This is a genomic window from Dietzia sp. ANT_WB102 (assembly GCF_008369165.1).
GTDB lineage: Bacteria > Actinomycetota > Actinomycetes > Mycobacteriales > Mycobacteriaceae > Dietzia.
Genome location: NZ_VOBA01000003.1, coordinates 13,182 through 28,287, shown reverse-complemented (window position 1 = coordinate 28,287; position 15,106 = coordinate 13,182). Strand labels below are relative to the sequence as shown.

Sequence of the window (15,106 nt, the reverse complement as noted above, 5' to 3'; positions counted from 1 at the left end):
TGCAGTTGGTTGTGTCAGGTGTGGCGGGCCCGGAAACGGACCACAGCGCCACGACGACGCACCCGCTCATTGAAATCAGGGCGCCGAGCGAACACCGGCACATTGACCGGCTGGAATGGAAGACCCGGAGCATCAGTCAGAAGCCAATGCCGGACCTCTGCCGCGGTGTCGAACACGGCCCCAAGGTCGGTGGCGTACACGTCAATATCGACGTCCACCACGTCTGAGACCGACCGCATCGGGCCACCCCACGTCGACTCCGCCTCCTGAGACGGCAGGGTCGACACGGAAACGTACGGCAGATGGTCGTCGACTCTGACGACATCCACCCCGACAGCCGCGACGCCGAGCAAGGTGCGCAGCGCCGACACCAGGTCGGCTTCGACGTCACGCACCGCGGATCACTTCTTCGTGGCCTTGTCGTCGTTCCCGGCGGACTCCTTACGGGTGGCGGCAGCCTTCTTCGCTGCGGCCGACCGCTTGTCATCCTCTGTCGCCCGACGTGCGAGACCGGTCGACATTGCGGCCTGCGCCTCACCGGTGGGTAGTGCCTCGACGGTGCCGACCTTCGTCGAATCCGAATGCGACGTCCAACACACGTCGACATTGTCCTTCTGTGCCATGTTTTAAACCTCCCTGCTGGCGCGCCCCAGGGCGCGAATCCGTTTCTGCTTCTCAGCCCCGTACTCCTCGACGGGACTGTCCGACACCACCCGGGCCTGCCACCTGCCGAGAGGACGTTGCGAAGACTCCACACGAATCAACGCCTCACCACCCTCGGCAGCGGTGATCTGCCGGGCACGCGACGCAACCTTCTGCGCCACCTGCTCACACGCCCGCTGCACCGACTTGTTGCGGTTCAGCCGCTCCCACTGCTCCTTCGACAGAGCCATCAGCCGGCCACCCTTTCGAGTGCCGCCCGCACGTGGTGAACCCTGCCGGGCGCCCCTGCCCGGTACCGGGCCACGTCACCGACGACCGACATCGTCATCTCGCCGTTGACCTCCACCCGATCCACCGACCGCAAATCCAGATCCCGGCCGGGCGGTGTGAGGAGTCGCCACGTCGTCGTGACTGCCGGACGCTCCGGTCCGTCCTCGCTCGACGAGAGCGGCTGAACAGACACCAGGAACGGGACAGTGATCCGCTCCGGCGGCAACGTCCAATCCGGTTTCTCGACCGACGAGTACCGGTCGACCGTCATACGCGGACGCAGAACCACCAACGAATCCACGAACGCAGACACCTCACACCCCCGGGTTAAGCCGGTAGTGATCGAGCACTGCGTACTCCGACTGCAGAAACGCAGACCCTCCGGCCGCGCCAGCACCACTGGACTGGTAGGAGATGTCTCCCACCCGGGCCAACGCGTTACCGTCCGGGGCGCTGGTATGCCGCACCGCGGCATGAACTACCACCCCGAGCAGGTCGTCTGCGGCATCGAACCCGTGAGTGAGAGAGACCTTGACCCCTCGCCGCTCACGCGTCCACACACCGGACCGCTTCTCCACAACCCCATGAACAGACCACGAATATCCCGTGGCGGGCAGCAGGCTCGTCTCGACGCCCTGCCCGGTCCACCACTCCTCGGACACCTCAGCCACATCGACCACCCGCAACGTCGGCAGATGAACTGTCGATGCCCCGGTGCCGTCGACGATCAACGTCTCAGCACGCTCGCCGATCACATGCCAGCCACAGTAGGTGCGCACCCACGACAGGATCCGCCGCACCGAGGCCGCACTGTCATCAGAGTCTGCCAGCAGCATCCCGCCAGACAGTGCCTGCGCTGTCTCGCCATCGATAGGCAGGTCCGCCCACAGGTCAATCGGAGCTGTCACCGGACACCGCCGGCTTCGTCTTCGGGGCAGACTTGCGGGCCACCTTCTGACCCTTATGCTCGACGGCCCCGTACCGCTCCACATCCTCGTCGGCCAACTGCACCGTGTGGGCAATGCCGCCAATCTTCACTTCATACTCACGCATGATGCTCCCTTCCGGCACCGCCGGGGCTGCTGACATGGGCAGCCCCGGCGGCTAGTAGTCGGTCACTCAGGCCGCGAGCGAGACCTTGACGAACGCGGACGGGTAACGCACCGCCAGGGCGATACGCTCCTCGACACGCAGCGTCACGAGGTTGTTGATGAAGTCGTCCTGGTTGGTGTTGGCAGCGTCGACACGCACGCCGCCCTTGCGGTACACCGTGGCGCCCTGCGAGAACGCGCCGACCAGGACCGTACCGGCCGCGATCGCCGGAGTGACGATGGTGCGCAGACCCCACAGCGGGGGCTGCTCCGGAACGCCACCGACACCGTACTGGCCGGTGAAGTAACCGCCGCCGAAGTACTGGCCATTGCCGTCCTTGTTCAGACGGAACGACTGGTAGTCGAGCGGGTTGATGACAATGCCATCAGCGGTGAGATCGGTCGCGGTCGACACCTTGGTCATCGCGCGGAACAGCGCATCAGCCTCATCCTCTGCGGCTGCCGCGGTCTCGGTCTGCACACCGGAACGGTTGAGCAGGCCAAGAATGTTCTGCCCACTGCCGTTACCGTTGAGCAGTTGCGTCTCCTCGACCATCGCGAGCCGGTACAGCATCCGGACATCGATCTCGGTCTTGAGGAAATCGGCATCCTCAATCAGCTCGTCGGAGAACTTGGTCCAGCCGGCGATCTTCTTGAGAGCGTCAACGACAGCAGTCGGGGTACCGAACTCGAGCTCCGGCTTGGTCGCACCCTCCGCCACCGTGCCGAAGTCGCCGGTGAGCGCGCCCTCAACAAAGTAGGAGATCGCATTGCCAGAAATCGCGCCCGACCCGAGAAGGTCAGCGATGACCGGGCGGTCACGCTTGGCGCGGACAACAGTGCGATCGTAGTCAGTCAGAACCGGCGCGCCGGCCGTCCAGCCACCGATCGTGTTCGGGGCCTTGAACTCGGGGGCGGTCACCGCGAAACGGTTACCCTTAACCTCCGAGCGATCATCCTCGGTGGAGGCGACGAAGTGCTCACCGAGCGACTTCGCCTCCATCCCTGCACCGCGCTCCCCGGCACCGCGGCGAGACTTCGCGCCCAGCCCGGCGATCGACTGGAACAGGTCACCGTCACGCTTAGCCTTCTCGGCGTGCTCGTCGCCCGACTTGACCTCGGTAGTGATCTCGTCGAGCTTGGTGCGCTCATCATCGGTCAGTGCGCGGTCCGCGGCCTTCGCCTCGTCCACGATCTTGCTTGCGTCCGCGATCAGGGCGGCGCGCTTGGTCTCCCAGTTCATCGGGGGACTCCCTTCATAGTCAGGATGTTGATCTGTGCCGCCCAGGCATCGACGGACACATCCGGGCTGGCCGAGGACTTACCCTCGACGGACCCTTCTGCGCTGGCCTTGTCCTGGTCGTCTGTGTCGCCGGTGTCAGCCGGCGTGCCCTCGTCCTCGTCATCGGTGACGGGGGAGGGAAGCATGGATTCGAGTGAGTCCGCGGCGTCACGCAGTTCGGTGACCACGTCGCGGATCGTGTCCTCGTTCTTCGTCGAGAAGGTGCGCCCGGCCTTGGCCTGCATCGCCAACGACGACGCGGCAGCACGGACAGCGATCACCTCGGTGTCAGGGTTCGCACCAACGGGGACTACCGACACCTCGAACAGTTTGACCTCATCGAGTTGCCGCACATATCGTCCGTCGCGCTCAGCGTCGGTCGCCTTCACCGTGGAGAATCCGAACGACATCTCCCGAACCCGACGCCCCTTGAGGAGTCGATAGGTTTGCGCCGACTTCGGATTGTCCAGGTCCAGTCGCGCCTTCACCAGCAGACCGCGGTCATCCTCGACAGCCTCGACGATCTCGCCGATGTTGAAATCGGGGTCCGCGATGTTATGGCCCCAGTACAGGGGGATCGGGGCGCCCGACTCTTTCCACTCGGCGAGGGTGTTAGCGAACGCGCCCTTGGTCACGACATCGCCATACGAATCGACGTTGTCGTACACCGACGCGTACGCGGTGAACTCGCCCTCCGCGAGCCCATCATCGGGGCCAGCCTTAATCTCGATTGGCCTGTCAATTGTGGAGGTGATCACGTTCGTCCCCTTCTCTCCGCTTCCTTTCGGAATCTCAGGCGGATTGTCGTACCACTTCCGAATCACGTCAGCGGCGCTTTTTGGTCGGCCATCTCTTTCAGCGCGGGCCAAACATTCGTCTATGCCGGGATCAACCACGATGAAATCGGCGCCCTCTTCAGCGAACCGTTCAAGTAACCCTTTAGGTGGCGACGAGTAGGGGAACCACACGTCCCCATCTAAGGACTCCCACTCCTTCAGTGCGAGACCTACAACCCCCGACCTGGCAGCAAGGGTCGCCTTAATGACCGCCGAAGGGGCATCGTGCGAACTCTCCGAACCCAACGCCCCAGCCATACGGTCAAAATCAACCGTCACATCACCGACAGTCGCGTGCTCTGCGATGTATGTAGATTTACCCGCACACGGCGGTCCAATGACGACTCGAATCGTCACCCCTCGTCACCACCATCATTCGAATCGTCAACAGAAGCGGCAGGGATCGGCGTCTGACTCCCGTTCTGTGTCACATTCAGCGGGCGGATCAAAGCATCGCCACCCTCGACAGCCGGAAGATTCTGGCGCGCACGACCCTCGTTGATCGTCATCCACGGGCCACCGATCGACGCCTGCATCACCTGCGCCTGCTCCTCGAACGACCCCCGCAGACGAGCCTCAGTGTTGAACTCCACATACACCGACGGATCGTCATAACCGAGCTTCGGCAACAAGAACGAATTGAGCCGACCCTCAAGATGGGCAATGATCGGCCCCAACGTCTCCCCGTACAACATCCGCCGAAACTCGCGCACATTCGAGTAATTCGCGTTATCCAACAAGCCAACCATCGTCGGATTCACGTGGTACACCGCAGCCACAGTCGACAGCGCCAACTTCGTGCCATCGATGTACTCCTCCTCCTTAGCGGAGAAGCCGACCCGCTTCAGTTCCATCCCGTCCTCGAGGACCGGGGTGGCACCAGCAGCAGCACCATTATTCGAGTACGCCGACGACCACTGCTCCTTGAACCGTGTGCGGCCCTCCTTCGACCACTGCGCAGCATCCTTCGGGCGCGTCAAATACGTACCGACACGCCCAGCCCGACGCCACACCTGCTCACGGAACAGTTGCGCCTGGATCTGCTCAGTCAGAATCGACCGCAGCGCATTCACCGGAGACGAACCCGTCAACTCGTCGACCGGATTCCAACCGTGGAACGCGACCACATTCTCAGCCGGCACCTCAATCGGGCGATCAGTGCCAGGGAACTTCACCACGTACCCAGAAACCGAATACGCATCAGCACCGATAAAACTCGTCACCCACGACGGACGGATCGTCCGAAGGTGGTAACCGTCGCCCTCCACCGCGATCACCATGATGTAGGCAGAGTCATACAGTGCCAGATCCGACACCACAGCCCGCCAAAACTCGTAGCCCGTTTGCTCCGGGTTCGGCCTACGCAACACCGCCGGCAACAGGCCGTCCCGCATCCGGACCCGGCCCTCATCGCCCTGCATCTCGAAAGCGTGAACCCCGAGCTGCGCCACATTACGGGCCAGGAAGTCGATCACCGTCCGAAGATGCGGCTGCTCTTTCCATAACGTGTCCGCGCTCTTACCCATCGCCTGCGCCTGCAACGTCTCCACAATCGGAGCGGCAGTAACCATCACATCAGGGATAGGCGAAACGGGCTTAAACCCGAGCCATGAAGCGATACGCATTCCTCACCGCCTTTCACAGCACGAGCAACTCAAAGTCTTCGTTGTCATACACCGAGGTCGGCGCATCTTCGGTCGGACGAGTCGCGTCCCAAAACGCGGCAACCGCCGCGATCGAGGGAGACGCATCACCCACAGAGTTTCTTCGGTCAATCCACGTAGCGTCCCCAGACGCCTTGTCTTTCGCCCCACGCACCGACGCCGCCAACACAGGCTGCGACAAGTGCGTGATCCGACCCTGCACGAGAGCGTCATAAAACCGTCCCGTACCCGCCGACAATTCAGGGCCACCCCACTCGATGACCTCGACCCCAGCAGCCGTCAGATCATCCTTCAGCGCCGACGCAGGGGCACCACGCGCCTGCACCACCAGCCGGCCATCCCACCAGCCAGCCCCGCCCTCCACCGGAAGACGCTCGACCAGCCACGGAATCACCCACTCAGTACCCGGACGCGACGCCACCAACTCAACATGCCAGCGACCATCCGCCCGCTGCCCACACACCACCAGATGCGAACGAGCCCGATCCCACGACACATCCAGCGCCAGCGACAACCGCGCACCCTCAGCCGGCCGCGATTGCGAGTCCAAACTCGCCGGCCACGCACCCTCCGGGAAATACCCCGGCTCAAGGACCGTCACCCACTGGCACAAGTTCTCCGTACGAAACCCAGCCGTGTTCGACCGCTTCTCCTGCAGCTTCGCCGCCAGATCATCCACCGTCAGCGTGTGACCCAAAGCAGGGTTCGCCTGCGCCCACGCCTCCCGATCGTTCAGATCACAACCCTCCGGGGCAGACCACTCGAACAACCCGACCCGCTCACCCGTCGTATCGTCATCACCCAACGCCCGAATACAGCCATCCCGCAGCTCGCGCAACACCACCGACCGGGCATCCCCAGCATTCGAGGCAGCAACAATCTGCGACCTGGCAGGAACCAACGTCGTCGACGACATCGCATCCCACGCCTCCCACGACCGATGCTCACGCAACTCATCGAGGAACAACAGATCGATAGTCTGACCGCGGCCCGCCTCCCGCTTGAGCGGACGCACCACATACCGGGCGCCCGACTTGAGTCGGATCGTGCGCTTACCATTCCGACGCTCCGGCCGCAACATCCGCTTCTTCAACGCCGGCCGCGACTCCGCCAGATCCAGAACCTCATCCCACGTGTCCTCGGCATCAGACAAAGTCTGCGCCGCACCCAGAATCCGGGGCGGATGACCATTACGCTTCGGCCCATCCACGAACAGGCGCCACAACAACAACACCCGAGCAAGATGAGTCTTACCGTTCTGCCGCGCCACCAACAGCAACACAGTCTTGAACCGGAACGACCCATCCTCATTCAGCTCGAGCGCATGAACCAGGAACCACCGCTGCCACGGAAGCATCGGCGTCTTAAGGACCCGCTCCGCGAAGTCACACACCTCGAACCCCAGAGAAGTCTCCGGTGTGAGCTCCCGCCGCGGGGGAGTGAACAACCGCGGGGTCTCGCTGCCCCGCAGCATCTAACCTGCCCCCTCGAACTCCGACATCTCGTCGTCCTCCTCGGCCTCCGTCAAACCGAGCTTCAGCCGGCCCTCCGGGTTCAACCCCAGAGAGGCCAAGATCTTGTGATAAGTCGCAGTCGGCCCATACATCGCCCGATGCGTCTCCTCATACCCCGCACCGAACGCCGCATCCAAGTGATCGGCGTGCGCGCGCGCCAACTCCACCGTCGCCGCATCCATATACGTCAAATGAGAGGCCACCTCGATCGCATTCTCGAGCTCACGCCGCTGCGCACCCTGATCATCAGACATAATCCGGCCTCCTATCGCGCGCGACCCCACCTCAACCCCGGGGGAGGGAGGACCCGATACCTGCCCGGACTGGTCCGCGGTGTTCGTTTCTGGTGATGTTGACCCCCTACCCCCTTGGTTACCAGGTTCGGGATTGGTCTCCGATGGTGAGTAGGTCGGTGGGGTCGGTGTCTCCGCGTGTTCGGTTGCATGATGCGTGTGAGGGGCGGAGGTTTGCGGGGTCTTCGCGTAGTTCTGGGTGTGTTTTGACGGGGTGGTAGTGGTCTGGTTCGAAGGCGTCGGGGTGGTATCCGTAGTCGTCTGTGTTGACTGTGTAGTCGATGGGTTGTCCGCAGAGCCAGCATGGTGCGTTGGTTGTTTGGCTTTGGGTGCGGAATGTTTCTTTGAGTTTTCGCCAGTTGCGGGTGCTGCGGTTGACCTTGGGTGTGGTCATGTTTGGCCTGTGAGTGTGTTGCGTCGGTCGAGTAGTGCGTCGATGGCTTCCCATGCTCTGCGTTCGAAGGTTGGGTTGTGCCATGTGATGTCAGCGTGGGTGAGTGCGATGAGCGCGTCGATGCCGGTGACATCGAGGTGTTCGACTGCTTGGTGTGCTTGGGGTGTGAGTGTCACGGTCGCCTCCCGTGGTCTCGCCCGTCAGGGTGTGGGCTAGTCGTGGTCGCACTCGTGGTCGTGGCAGTCGCACCAGTCGTCTGCCCGCAACACCATGTCCTTACCCATCTCCAACATGCCCACCAACTGTGCAGTGCTGTGGTTGTCTGCGTGTTCGATGGTGAGTTGTTCGGTGCCGTCACTGTCCATCGTGAGGGTGATGGTGAGTGTGGCTAGGTGTATGCCTGTGCCTGGCATTGGGGTGTCCCCTTCTGGTGGGGGGTGGTTGTGTCCCGGTCGCTGCGCCTCGCGTGGGTGCGCGCCCTCGCATCGAAGCGGGGCCTGTCGATTGTTGATCGCGAGCGACGACGACCGGGAAGTCTGAGGGGGTCGGGTTGTTTGTGGGCACCGCGCTTTGCCGAGGCGGTGCGTCTCTCGGTGTTCGGCTCGCGGAAGGTAGGGACCGCGGGAACAACAAAGGTGAGGACGTCCCCCGCACGGGCACGTCACTCACCTATGGTGAATCATATCATACGACTTGGACAGTGCAGGTCACGCTTGTTTGCGTCTCCGCATGTGGTCGATCACCTCGCGGGGCGAGTAGATAGAACGGCCTGTCGGCCCGAACCTAGTCACGTGCCCGCGCTTGCCCCATGTGCGGATCTGGTCGGGAGTCGGGGTGTGATCGCCGTTTGTCCATTCGGCTACGAGTTCGGCGCATGTGGGTGCGTCGACCTTGGCGATGGACATGCCCTCCCGGCGTTGGGCTGGGGTGTAGTCTTCCAGCTTCTTCTCCGGGGGCGGGGTTGTTATTGCGAGGATGGTGGTGGCCCAACCGTTGATCTCGCTGGCGCAGTCCTCAGCCCAGGGTTGTTGTGCGATGCGGTGGGCGTGGTACTTGAGGTGCAAGGCGAGGCCGGTGTCGTCCATGTGTGCGGGCATGGGGATGTTGGTGTCGGCTTTGAGGTTGCGTGCCCAGCCGGCGAGGCAGTCGTGTACTTCGTTGGCTACGGATAGTGCGCCAAGGTTTAGTGGTGGCCGGCTGCCTGGTGTGCGGGGGTTGCGTGCTGCTCGTCCTCCGGGCGGTGAGACTTCTCTGCGTGCGATGCGGAGTAGTTCGGTTGAGGATGTGGCGATGATGGTGAGGTCGGAGGTGAGGGTGCGGGTGGTGTGCTGGTCGAGGAAGGTGTCGGTCACTCCGTCGCCTCCAAAATGTATGCGGCCATCCTGCGAGCTTCCGCGACAGTCAGTCCTACCTCGCACATGTCGTCACCCTCGCCGACTTCGATCCGGATTCCGGTTAGGTCTCTGTTGTTATTGACGGCGTGGACTTCGACCCACTGATCTGCTTCGCCGCGACTGAACAAGGTTTGGTACCAAACTGGGTTCATTGGTTCTCCCATCTCGGGGTGGCCGTCTGCACGATCCAGTCAGCGGTCAGATCGTTCGTCACACACGCCTGGTTGAGTGCCCCGCACCTACCGTTAGCGTGCCCCCAATCCCCGGTGACTAGTCCGGTCTCTTGGCGGGTGGGGGAGTAGACGCGGTAGATGTTGGGGCAGTCGTGGTCCCACCTGTACTGGATGGGGGTGCTTGCACCGCAGCCGTCGCATGTCCAGGTCATGTCGCCCACCCGTCGAACTTGTAGCGGGCCACCCGCACATGCTGCGGGCGGAAGATGTCCACATTCCTGTCCCGGTGTGCCCGCTCTGCTGCGGGGTTGAGGGTTCGGAATGCCCACCTGCCGGACGCTGATTGGGTGTTGAGGTCGCCGTTAGCGTCAACGATGGCGAAGATGTGTTCCTGCGGATCAGTCACCGGTCTGCCCTCCTGTCACCCTCGGCCCGGTCCGCAGGCAGCCAGTCGGTTACAAGTCGGCGCACTAACTGGTCGCCGTCACATGCCGCGCTCTCTGCGTCCTGACGGGAGGCAGACTTCGAGGTGTAGATCGGCTCGTCTGCAAGGTTCATGTACCGGAGTCCCCATTCCTCGCGCAGTGGTTCGGGGGCGAGAAGCCCAGCGGCGTGCAATGCGCTGGCGATGATGCGGTAGTGATCTATGTGGCACGCACCCTCGCTGTATCCGTCCATTGCGGATGCGGCGACCTGTGCTGCCTGTTCGATCTGCTCGTCGTTCACCACCATGCACCGCCCTCTGCCATTCGGCGCATGGCTGCCCACCCGGTGAACGTGGGCAGGGACGGGATCTGTGCAAGCCAATGAATCATGGTCTCTCCCCGGTGATGATGGTGAGCAGTTCCCGAACCGTGAGCGTCACCCACTGGTCCAACGCCTGCCCCTTTCCATGACGCTTGTGGATCAAAATCCCCACGTCGGCGTCGTCGTTGCCTCGCTCGATCTCCACTTCGTTCCAGTGGGTTCCGAGCTGGGTGGCCTTGGTGTTCTTCACCTCGGCCACCGTGCGTAGCCCGCGGATGTACAGGCCGTGAATGTCGCCGCGGTCTTTCGCCCCGCTGGTGGTGCGCCGACATATCTCCGGGCCGAGGTGTTCCTGTAGCGCGGTGACGATGAGTGTTTCCATCGCGGTGCCCTTGGCCTTGGATCGGCTCATGGTTCGTCCTCACTTCGGGTTCTGTCGCATGTCCCAACCGCGTACGCCGAACCGCTCAGGAACGTGACCAGAGCTACCCCAAGAAACTTTGCCCACAGTTCCAGATCGAGTTGGAAGAACAAGAGCAACGTCACGACGTAGAAGACGGAGTATGCAAACTCTGCGATCCGCTTGCCACTGACAGATGCGAACACCTTGTCTATGGCCCGTAGTGCGGGTCCGCGCCCGTGCTGGTCTTTACTCACTTGTCGTCACCTTCACGCTCGAGCCGAACAATCTCCCGATACAACAACAGGGACGCCTTCCGCAAATCCCCCAACGGGTCGCCCTTCACCACACCATCCGTGCGAGTAGCTCGGGCCACGTACTGCACCACCTGCGCCCCATTCCCGGTCAACCACTCGCTGATGTCGATGACCTCGACACCGCTGGGGAACCGGTAATAGTCCGGGCGAACCTGCTCGGTCACTGGTCTGTGCTCCAGTCACCCTCGGTCCGATCTTGCGAGTAAGGGCTGGCCGGCTCTGGTTGGCTGGCTGGTGCCATCGTCCGCCACTCGTCGCACGCGGCCCACCCCTCTGTCCATGCGCGATCCTGTACATCCAGCAGTGACGCGGGTGCGAGTAGTCCAGCATCGTGCAGTTCGCGGGCTAATGCCATGTCGATCCCGCCATCAACGTCGGGTCGGCCCTGCATGTCCCACAGGCTCATGTGCTTGCCGATTACCCGTGCAGCCTGCTCGATCCTGTCGTCACTCATCGCTGGTCTCCTGCCGGTACGGGTTGAGGAAACACGCATGGTCGTCGGACATGGCGTCCATCGCGCAGACCTCGCCAGCGTCATAGCCTTCGTCCCACGCTTCGGCGCGAGCCAGGCGGAGGACCGTCTGAAATTGGGCTTTAGTCACAGTCACGTCATCGGCGTCACTCATCGGGCTAAAACGGAGGCTGGTCATCGTTGTCACCTCCGAAGCCCTGCTGCTGCGGCTGTGATCCCCACGGATCCTGCTGCGCCTGCTGCTGCGGGCGAGCCTGCTGGTCCTTCGGCGGATGCACATACACCACATCAGCCACCAGAGTCGTGGACTTACGGGTCTCCCCGGTCTGCTTGTCCTGCCACTCATCAGCCCGCACCCGACCACTGACAGTGACCAGTGCGCCCTTCCGGACCTCTTCGCCGGCCTTCTCTGCTTCTGGTCCCCACACCTGCACCCGCTGCCACAACGTTGGGCCTGCATCAACCCACTGGCCCGACTGGTCCTTCTTGCGTGGCGTATCAGCCACCGAGAACGAACAGGACGCGACACCCGACGGCGTGAACCGAACCTCTCCATCGGATCCTGCGCGGCCCTTGATGATCATGCTGTTACTCATGCTTGGTTCCTCTTCCTGTTGCGGTATGCGAGCGCAAGACGCGCCACGCACGGGATCTTGAAGTCGTGGCCATCGCGGCCACACGTCTCACCCGGCTGCGCCTGGCAGCTCGGGCACGGGAGATGGCCGGCACCGTCAATCTCGTACGCTTCCTGGATCGGCTCCCCGGTCGCGTTGATTGCGCCCATGTGGGTTGATGTGCCGGAACCTGCTGGGAGTGCGCCTGTGGCGTGATTAGCCGTCAATGCGTGCGTGTTGTCGACCATCGCGTCACGCTGGCGAAGATCACGCGCCATGCGGATCACATCACCCACCTGGACAGTGCGGTCCCGAGGCTCCTCGTAGTAGGCGGTGACCGCGTTCAACAGGTATGAGATGTCGAGGTTGTGCCGACCGATCACCTCAGCCCACACCGCCGTCTGCGCCGGATCACCTTGACGGACTCGTGCATCCATCAGGTTGGCGCGGGCGAGTACCTGCGCGGCGTACTGTGCTGCGAGTTGCGGGTTCACTGCCCACCACCCATCAGCCGCACGGCTTCCTCAACGGTGTCGAGGTGGGCCTGTGCCCGCTGCGACGCCGTAGGCCGAGACGGGAACGTGGTCACATTCGACTGCTGGTGCGACTTGATCTGTAGCGCCGGGAACTTCTCACGGAACTTCGGCATCGACAGGATGTTGGACTTCCAGAACGAGTCCTGCTGGCACCAGTCCAAGACACGGACCGCCTCATCGAACGGAACGCCATCCCGGTCCAGGAGCAGTCGCGCCTCGGTACGCCACTTCGCTGTGATGTTCGGTGTCCGGGTGGTGTTGCCTGCGATGTGGTTTCGGAGTCGGTCGCATAGTGCTTCGACGTCCTGCCTCGGTGGCTCTGCCACCGCCGGCGGCTTAGCCGACGAAGAGTAATGGTCGGGTCGGGTCGGGTCGGGTCGGGTCGGGTCGGGGGTAGAAACTTTTTGAGAACTACCCCGTGAGTCACGCGTCGTGTCACGCGTTACACCCGGTGTGACGTTCTTTCTGTTCTCGCGTTCTTCGCGGAACCTTCGCTGCCGCTCACGCGCCTGCTCACGCCTACGCTTAACCGTCTCCGACGTCTCCTGGTAGTCATCCCAATCATGGAACTCATACCCGCCATCAGCCTCGAGCCACAGCCCGTTACCAACCAGTTCACGGGCAGCATCCTCGCTACCAAGAACCTGCAACAGACCAGTGGCGATATAGCCATCCGTGAGGTGCTGGCACGAGTACGTCCCGGCCCGCACCCACAACGATGTGGCTTCTGCGCTCATCGTCAACACCTTCGGGTGCGACCAGAAACCGTCATCGACCTTAAACCAGGTCATCGGCAGCACCGCCCTCCAGCGGATGCGACGACATGCGCACCTTCACCAAGTCGTCAATGAGTCGACGTTCCTCGATGGGTAGGTGTGATTCCCCGAGCATGATCTCTCGGCGGAACTTGTTGAGCTGATCGTATGCGGCGTACGCGCCATCAATTAGCGATCCACGTCGAGTCAGTAGTGCTTCCTGGACCTCTTCAAGTTGCTCCATGATGAGCTGGTTGAGGGTCAGTTCGTATCGTTGAATCCAGTGCATCGACTGGTACTCGGTGCGGCTAAGATAGGTCATAGCCCGCTCCTTTCTGCTAGTCCCAGAAGGGGGTTGGTCAGGCCCCGGAACCCCTGAACGTTGGCGCGTTCAGCCGGGGCCGTTCTTGTCCCCAAGTTTACAGCATCACCGCAGGTAGAGTTATGTGTCACTGCGATCACCTGTTCGACCCTCAGCCTTAACTCGAACACGGCGACGGGCTTCCTCGAGCCGCTGCAACCGTGCATCTGACAGGTGATAGGGCACCTGCTCATCCGGGCGGCACCAGTGATCCTTACGAGCCGCCGGGATCACCGACTTCTCCATGAAGCTGTTCACGACACACGCTCCGGGATCCGTCCAGCCCACACACCATCGCCACCAGCCAAAGCCCGCGACTCACGACAATGAGCAACCACCGGGCACTCCGACACACACAGGAAAGCGGCACGCCGCCACCGGGCCTCCACCACACCTGGCCCCTCGCCGTCAGCACGCGGATCCCAGATGTAACCGTTCCTCGGATCCGTGCAAGGGGCCTTGTGCGCGTTCTCCGGCGCAACAACAGGCAGTGCGGCGTTCTTCGCCTTCTCCGCCTTCTTGCGTAGGTACTCCTTCATGTAATCCCGGTACCCCTGCCTGCACGGCTCACACGGCTGCTCCCCAGCCTTCAAGTGACGCTGATAGGCGGCATGAGTGCCGCACGGCTTCAACGCCGGCGACTTCTTCCGCAACGCCTCACGACGAGCCCTGAACGCGTCACGATTCGCCTTCTTGCACGCATCGCACGGTTCCTCACCGGCAGCCCTGTGCCGCTTGTACGCGGCCTGAGTGCCACACGGCTTCAACTTGGACGTGTCCCGCGGCTTCGGCTTATAGCGGGCACGATTCCGTTCACGGTTCGCCTCCAGGCACGCATCGCACGGCTGCTCGCCTGCCCTCACATGGCGTTGGTATGCGGCGCGGGTGCCGCACGGCTGCAAGTCGGAGGTGTCCAGCTTCTTCGGCTTATAGCTGGCGCGGCTCTGCTCACGGTTCGCCAACACGCATGGCTCGCACGGCTGCTCGCCGGCTTTCATGTGCCTCTGGTATGCGGCGTTGGTGCCGCACGGCTGCAACTCGAGCGACATCTGTAGTTCCTTTCGATAGCTCACGATGCGACTCCTGCCGGGGTGATGCCGCCCTCGTCATCCAGCAACACCCACCGCCGATACCTGTAGACGGGGATCTCGCGCGGATCCGAGCCCTGCCGGACTATCCAGCCGCGCTCCATCGCCACCTCCCGGTGCGACTCGACCCACGCATGGCACTGGACACAAGTAGCTGCCGCGTTCGCTGCACTCCCAGTGAGTACGGACCGGGACCCACCCATGCCGCGGGGACGACGGTGATGGAGCTGTGCTGCCTCGTC

General features: G+C 62.7%; 27 protein-coding genes. All 27 read right to left on the bottom strand.

Features of this window, described 5'->3' with window-relative positions:
• Positions 1-14: 14 nt before the first annotated feature.
• Complete coding sequence (locus FQ137_RS14665; RefSeq protein ID WP_149293376.1) at positions 15-395, bottom strand: hypothetical protein; 381 nt, start codon at positions 393-395, stop codon at positions 15-17.
• A 6-nt stretch (positions 396-401) separates the two neighbouring features.
• On the bottom strand, positions 402-623 hold the full coding sequence (locus FQ137_RS14660) for a hypothetical protein (protein WP_149293375.1): 222 nt from the start codon (positions 621-623) through the stop codon (positions 402-404).
• A gap of 3 nt (positions 624-626) precedes the next feature.
• On the bottom strand, positions 627-893 hold the full coding sequence (locus FQ137_RS14655) for a hypothetical protein (RefSeq protein WP_149293374.1): 267 nt from the start codon (positions 891-893) through the stop codon (positions 627-629).
• On the bottom strand, positions 893-1,234 hold the full coding sequence (locus FQ137_RS14650; RefSeq protein ID WP_149293373.1) for a hypothetical protein: 342 nt from the start codon (positions 1,232-1,234) through the stop codon (positions 893-895). The genes FQ137_RS14655 and FQ137_RS14650 overlap by 1 nt, the downstream gene beginning before the upstream one ends.
• A gap of 13 nt (positions 1,235-1,247) precedes the next feature.
• The gene (locus FQ137_RS14645; RefSeq protein WP_149293372.1) at positions 1,248-1,841 is read right to left on the bottom strand and encodes a hypothetical protein; all 594 of its coding nucleotides are present in this window, start codon (positions 1,839-1,841) and stop codon (positions 1,248-1,250) included.
• Positions 1,825-1,986, bottom strand: coding sequence for a hypothetical protein (locus FQ137_RS15415; protein ID WP_188065094.1), 162 nt, complete (start codon positions 1,984-1,986; stop codon positions 1,825-1,827). Before FQ137_RS15415 ends, FQ137_RS14645 begins: the two co-directional genes overlap by 17 nt.
• Before the next feature lie 66 nt (positions 1,987-2,052).
• Positions 2,053-3,267 carry a phage major capsid protein gene (locus FQ137_RS14640; RefSeq protein WP_149293371.1) on the bottom strand — a complete coding sequence of 405 codons (1,215 nt, stop codon included), beginning with the start codon at positions 3,265-3,267 and terminating at the stop codon, positions 2,053-2,055.
• A complete protein-coding gene (locus FQ137_RS14635) occupies positions 3,264-4,064 on the bottom strand; it encodes an HK97 family phage prohead protease (RefSeq protein WP_255584397.1) in 801 nt (266 codons plus the stop codon). Before FQ137_RS14635 ends, FQ137_RS14640 begins: the two co-directional genes overlap by 4 nt.
• Positions 4,065-4,495: 431 nt before the next feature.
• Positions 4,496-5,767: a phage portal protein gene (locus FQ137_RS14630; RefSeq protein WP_255584396.1), complete on the bottom strand. Its 1,272-nt coding sequence runs from the start codon at positions 5,765-5,767 to the stop codon at positions 4,496-4,498.
• A gap of 13 nt (positions 5,768-5,780) precedes the next feature.
• Positions 5,781-7,199 (bottom strand): terminase large subunit, encoded by a 1,419-nt coding sequence (locus tag FQ137_RS14625; RefSeq protein WP_188065092.1) that lies wholly within the window; start codon positions 7,197-7,199, stop codon positions 5,781-5,783.
• Between the two features lie 81 nt (positions 7,200-7,280).
• Complete coding sequence (locus tag FQ137_RS14620; RefSeq protein WP_149293369.1) at positions 7,281-7,574, bottom strand: hypothetical protein; 294 nt, start codon at positions 7,572-7,574, stop codon at positions 7,281-7,283.
• 118 nt (positions 7,575-7,692) lie between these two features.
• A complete protein-coding gene (locus tag FQ137_RS14615) occupies positions 7,693-8,007 on the bottom strand; it encodes an HNH endonuclease (RefSeq protein WP_149293368.1) in 315 nt (104 codons plus the stop codon).
• Positions 8,004-8,183 (bottom strand): hypothetical protein, encoded by a 180-nt coding sequence (locus tag FQ137_RS14610; protein WP_149293367.1) that lies wholly within the window; start codon positions 8,181-8,183, stop codon positions 8,004-8,006. Before FQ137_RS14610 ends, FQ137_RS14615 begins: the two co-directional genes overlap by 4 nt.
• 36 nt (positions 8,184-8,219) lie before the next feature.
• Complete coding sequence (locus FQ137_RS14605) at positions 8,220-8,420, bottom strand: hypothetical protein (RefSeq protein ID WP_149293366.1); 201 nt, start codon at positions 8,418-8,420, stop codon at positions 8,220-8,222.
• Positions 8,421-8,714: 294 nt separating this feature from the next.
• Entirely contained in the window at positions 8,715-9,359 is a 645-nt protein-coding gene (locus FQ137_RS14600; protein ID WP_149293365.1) for a hypothetical protein, read from the bottom strand.
• Between the two features lie 423 nt (positions 9,360-9,782).
• On the bottom strand, positions 9,783-9,980 hold the full coding sequence (locus tag FQ137_RS14595; protein ID WP_149293364.1) for a hypothetical protein: 198 nt from the start codon (positions 9,978-9,980) through the stop codon (positions 9,783-9,785).
• Positions 9,977-10,306 (bottom strand): hypothetical protein, encoded by a 330-nt coding sequence (locus FQ137_RS14590; protein ID WP_149293363.1) that lies wholly within the window; start codon positions 10,304-10,306, stop codon positions 9,977-9,979. The genes FQ137_RS14595 and FQ137_RS14590 overlap by 4 nt, the downstream gene beginning before the upstream one ends.
• A gap of 79 nt (positions 10,307-10,385) precedes the next feature.
• Positions 10,386-10,733: a hypothetical protein gene (locus FQ137_RS14585; protein WP_149293362.1), complete on the bottom strand. Its 348-nt coding sequence runs from the start codon at positions 10,731-10,733 to the stop codon at positions 10,386-10,388.
• 241 nt (positions 10,734-10,974) lie between these two features.
• Positions 10,975-11,202, bottom strand: coding sequence for a DUF3310 domain-containing protein (locus FQ137_RS14580; RefSeq protein ID WP_149293361.1), 228 nt, complete (start codon positions 11,200-11,202; stop codon positions 10,975-10,977).
• On the bottom strand, positions 11,199-11,492 hold the full coding sequence (locus FQ137_RS14575) for a hypothetical protein (RefSeq protein WP_149293360.1): 294 nt from the start codon (positions 11,490-11,492) through the stop codon (positions 11,199-11,201). The genes FQ137_RS14580 and FQ137_RS14575 overlap by 4 nt, the downstream gene beginning before the upstream one ends.
• Positions 11,485-11,664, bottom strand: coding sequence for a hypothetical protein (locus tag FQ137_RS14570; protein WP_149293359.1), 180 nt, complete (start codon positions 11,662-11,664; stop codon positions 11,485-11,487). The genes FQ137_RS14575 and FQ137_RS14570 overlap by 8 nt, the downstream gene beginning before the upstream one ends.
• 4 nt (positions 11,665-11,668) lie before the next feature.
• Entirely contained in the window at positions 11,669-12,106 is a 438-nt protein-coding gene (locus FQ137_RS14565) for a single-stranded DNA-binding protein (protein WP_149293358.1), read from the bottom strand.
• On the bottom strand, positions 12,103-12,618 hold the full coding sequence (locus FQ137_RS14560; protein ID WP_149293357.1) for a hypothetical protein: 516 nt from the start codon (positions 12,616-12,618) through the stop codon (positions 12,103-12,105). Before FQ137_RS14560 ends, FQ137_RS14565 begins: the two co-directional genes overlap by 4 nt.
• Positions 12,615-13,451 (bottom strand): hypothetical protein, encoded by an 837-nt coding sequence (locus FQ137_RS14555; RefSeq protein WP_149293356.1) that lies wholly within the window; start codon positions 13,449-13,451, stop codon positions 12,615-12,617. The genes FQ137_RS14560 and FQ137_RS14555 overlap by 4 nt, the downstream gene beginning before the upstream one ends.
• Positions 13,438-13,737, bottom strand: coding sequence for a hypothetical protein (locus tag FQ137_RS14550; RefSeq protein ID WP_149293355.1), 300 nt, complete (start codon positions 13,735-13,737; stop codon positions 13,438-13,440). Before FQ137_RS14550 ends, FQ137_RS14555 begins: the two co-directional genes overlap by 14 nt.
• A 293-nt stretch (positions 13,738-14,030) precedes the next feature.
• Entirely contained in the window at positions 14,031-14,849 is an 819-nt protein-coding gene (locus tag FQ137_RS14545; protein ID WP_149293354.1) for a hypothetical protein, read from the bottom strand.
• Positions 14,846-14,968: a hypothetical protein gene (locus FQ137_RS15615; protein WP_255584394.1), complete on the bottom strand. Its 123-nt coding sequence runs from the start codon at positions 14,966-14,968 to the stop codon at positions 14,846-14,848. Before FQ137_RS15615 ends, FQ137_RS14545 begins: the two co-directional genes overlap by 4 nt.
• Positions 14,969-15,106: the final 138 nt, after the last annotated feature.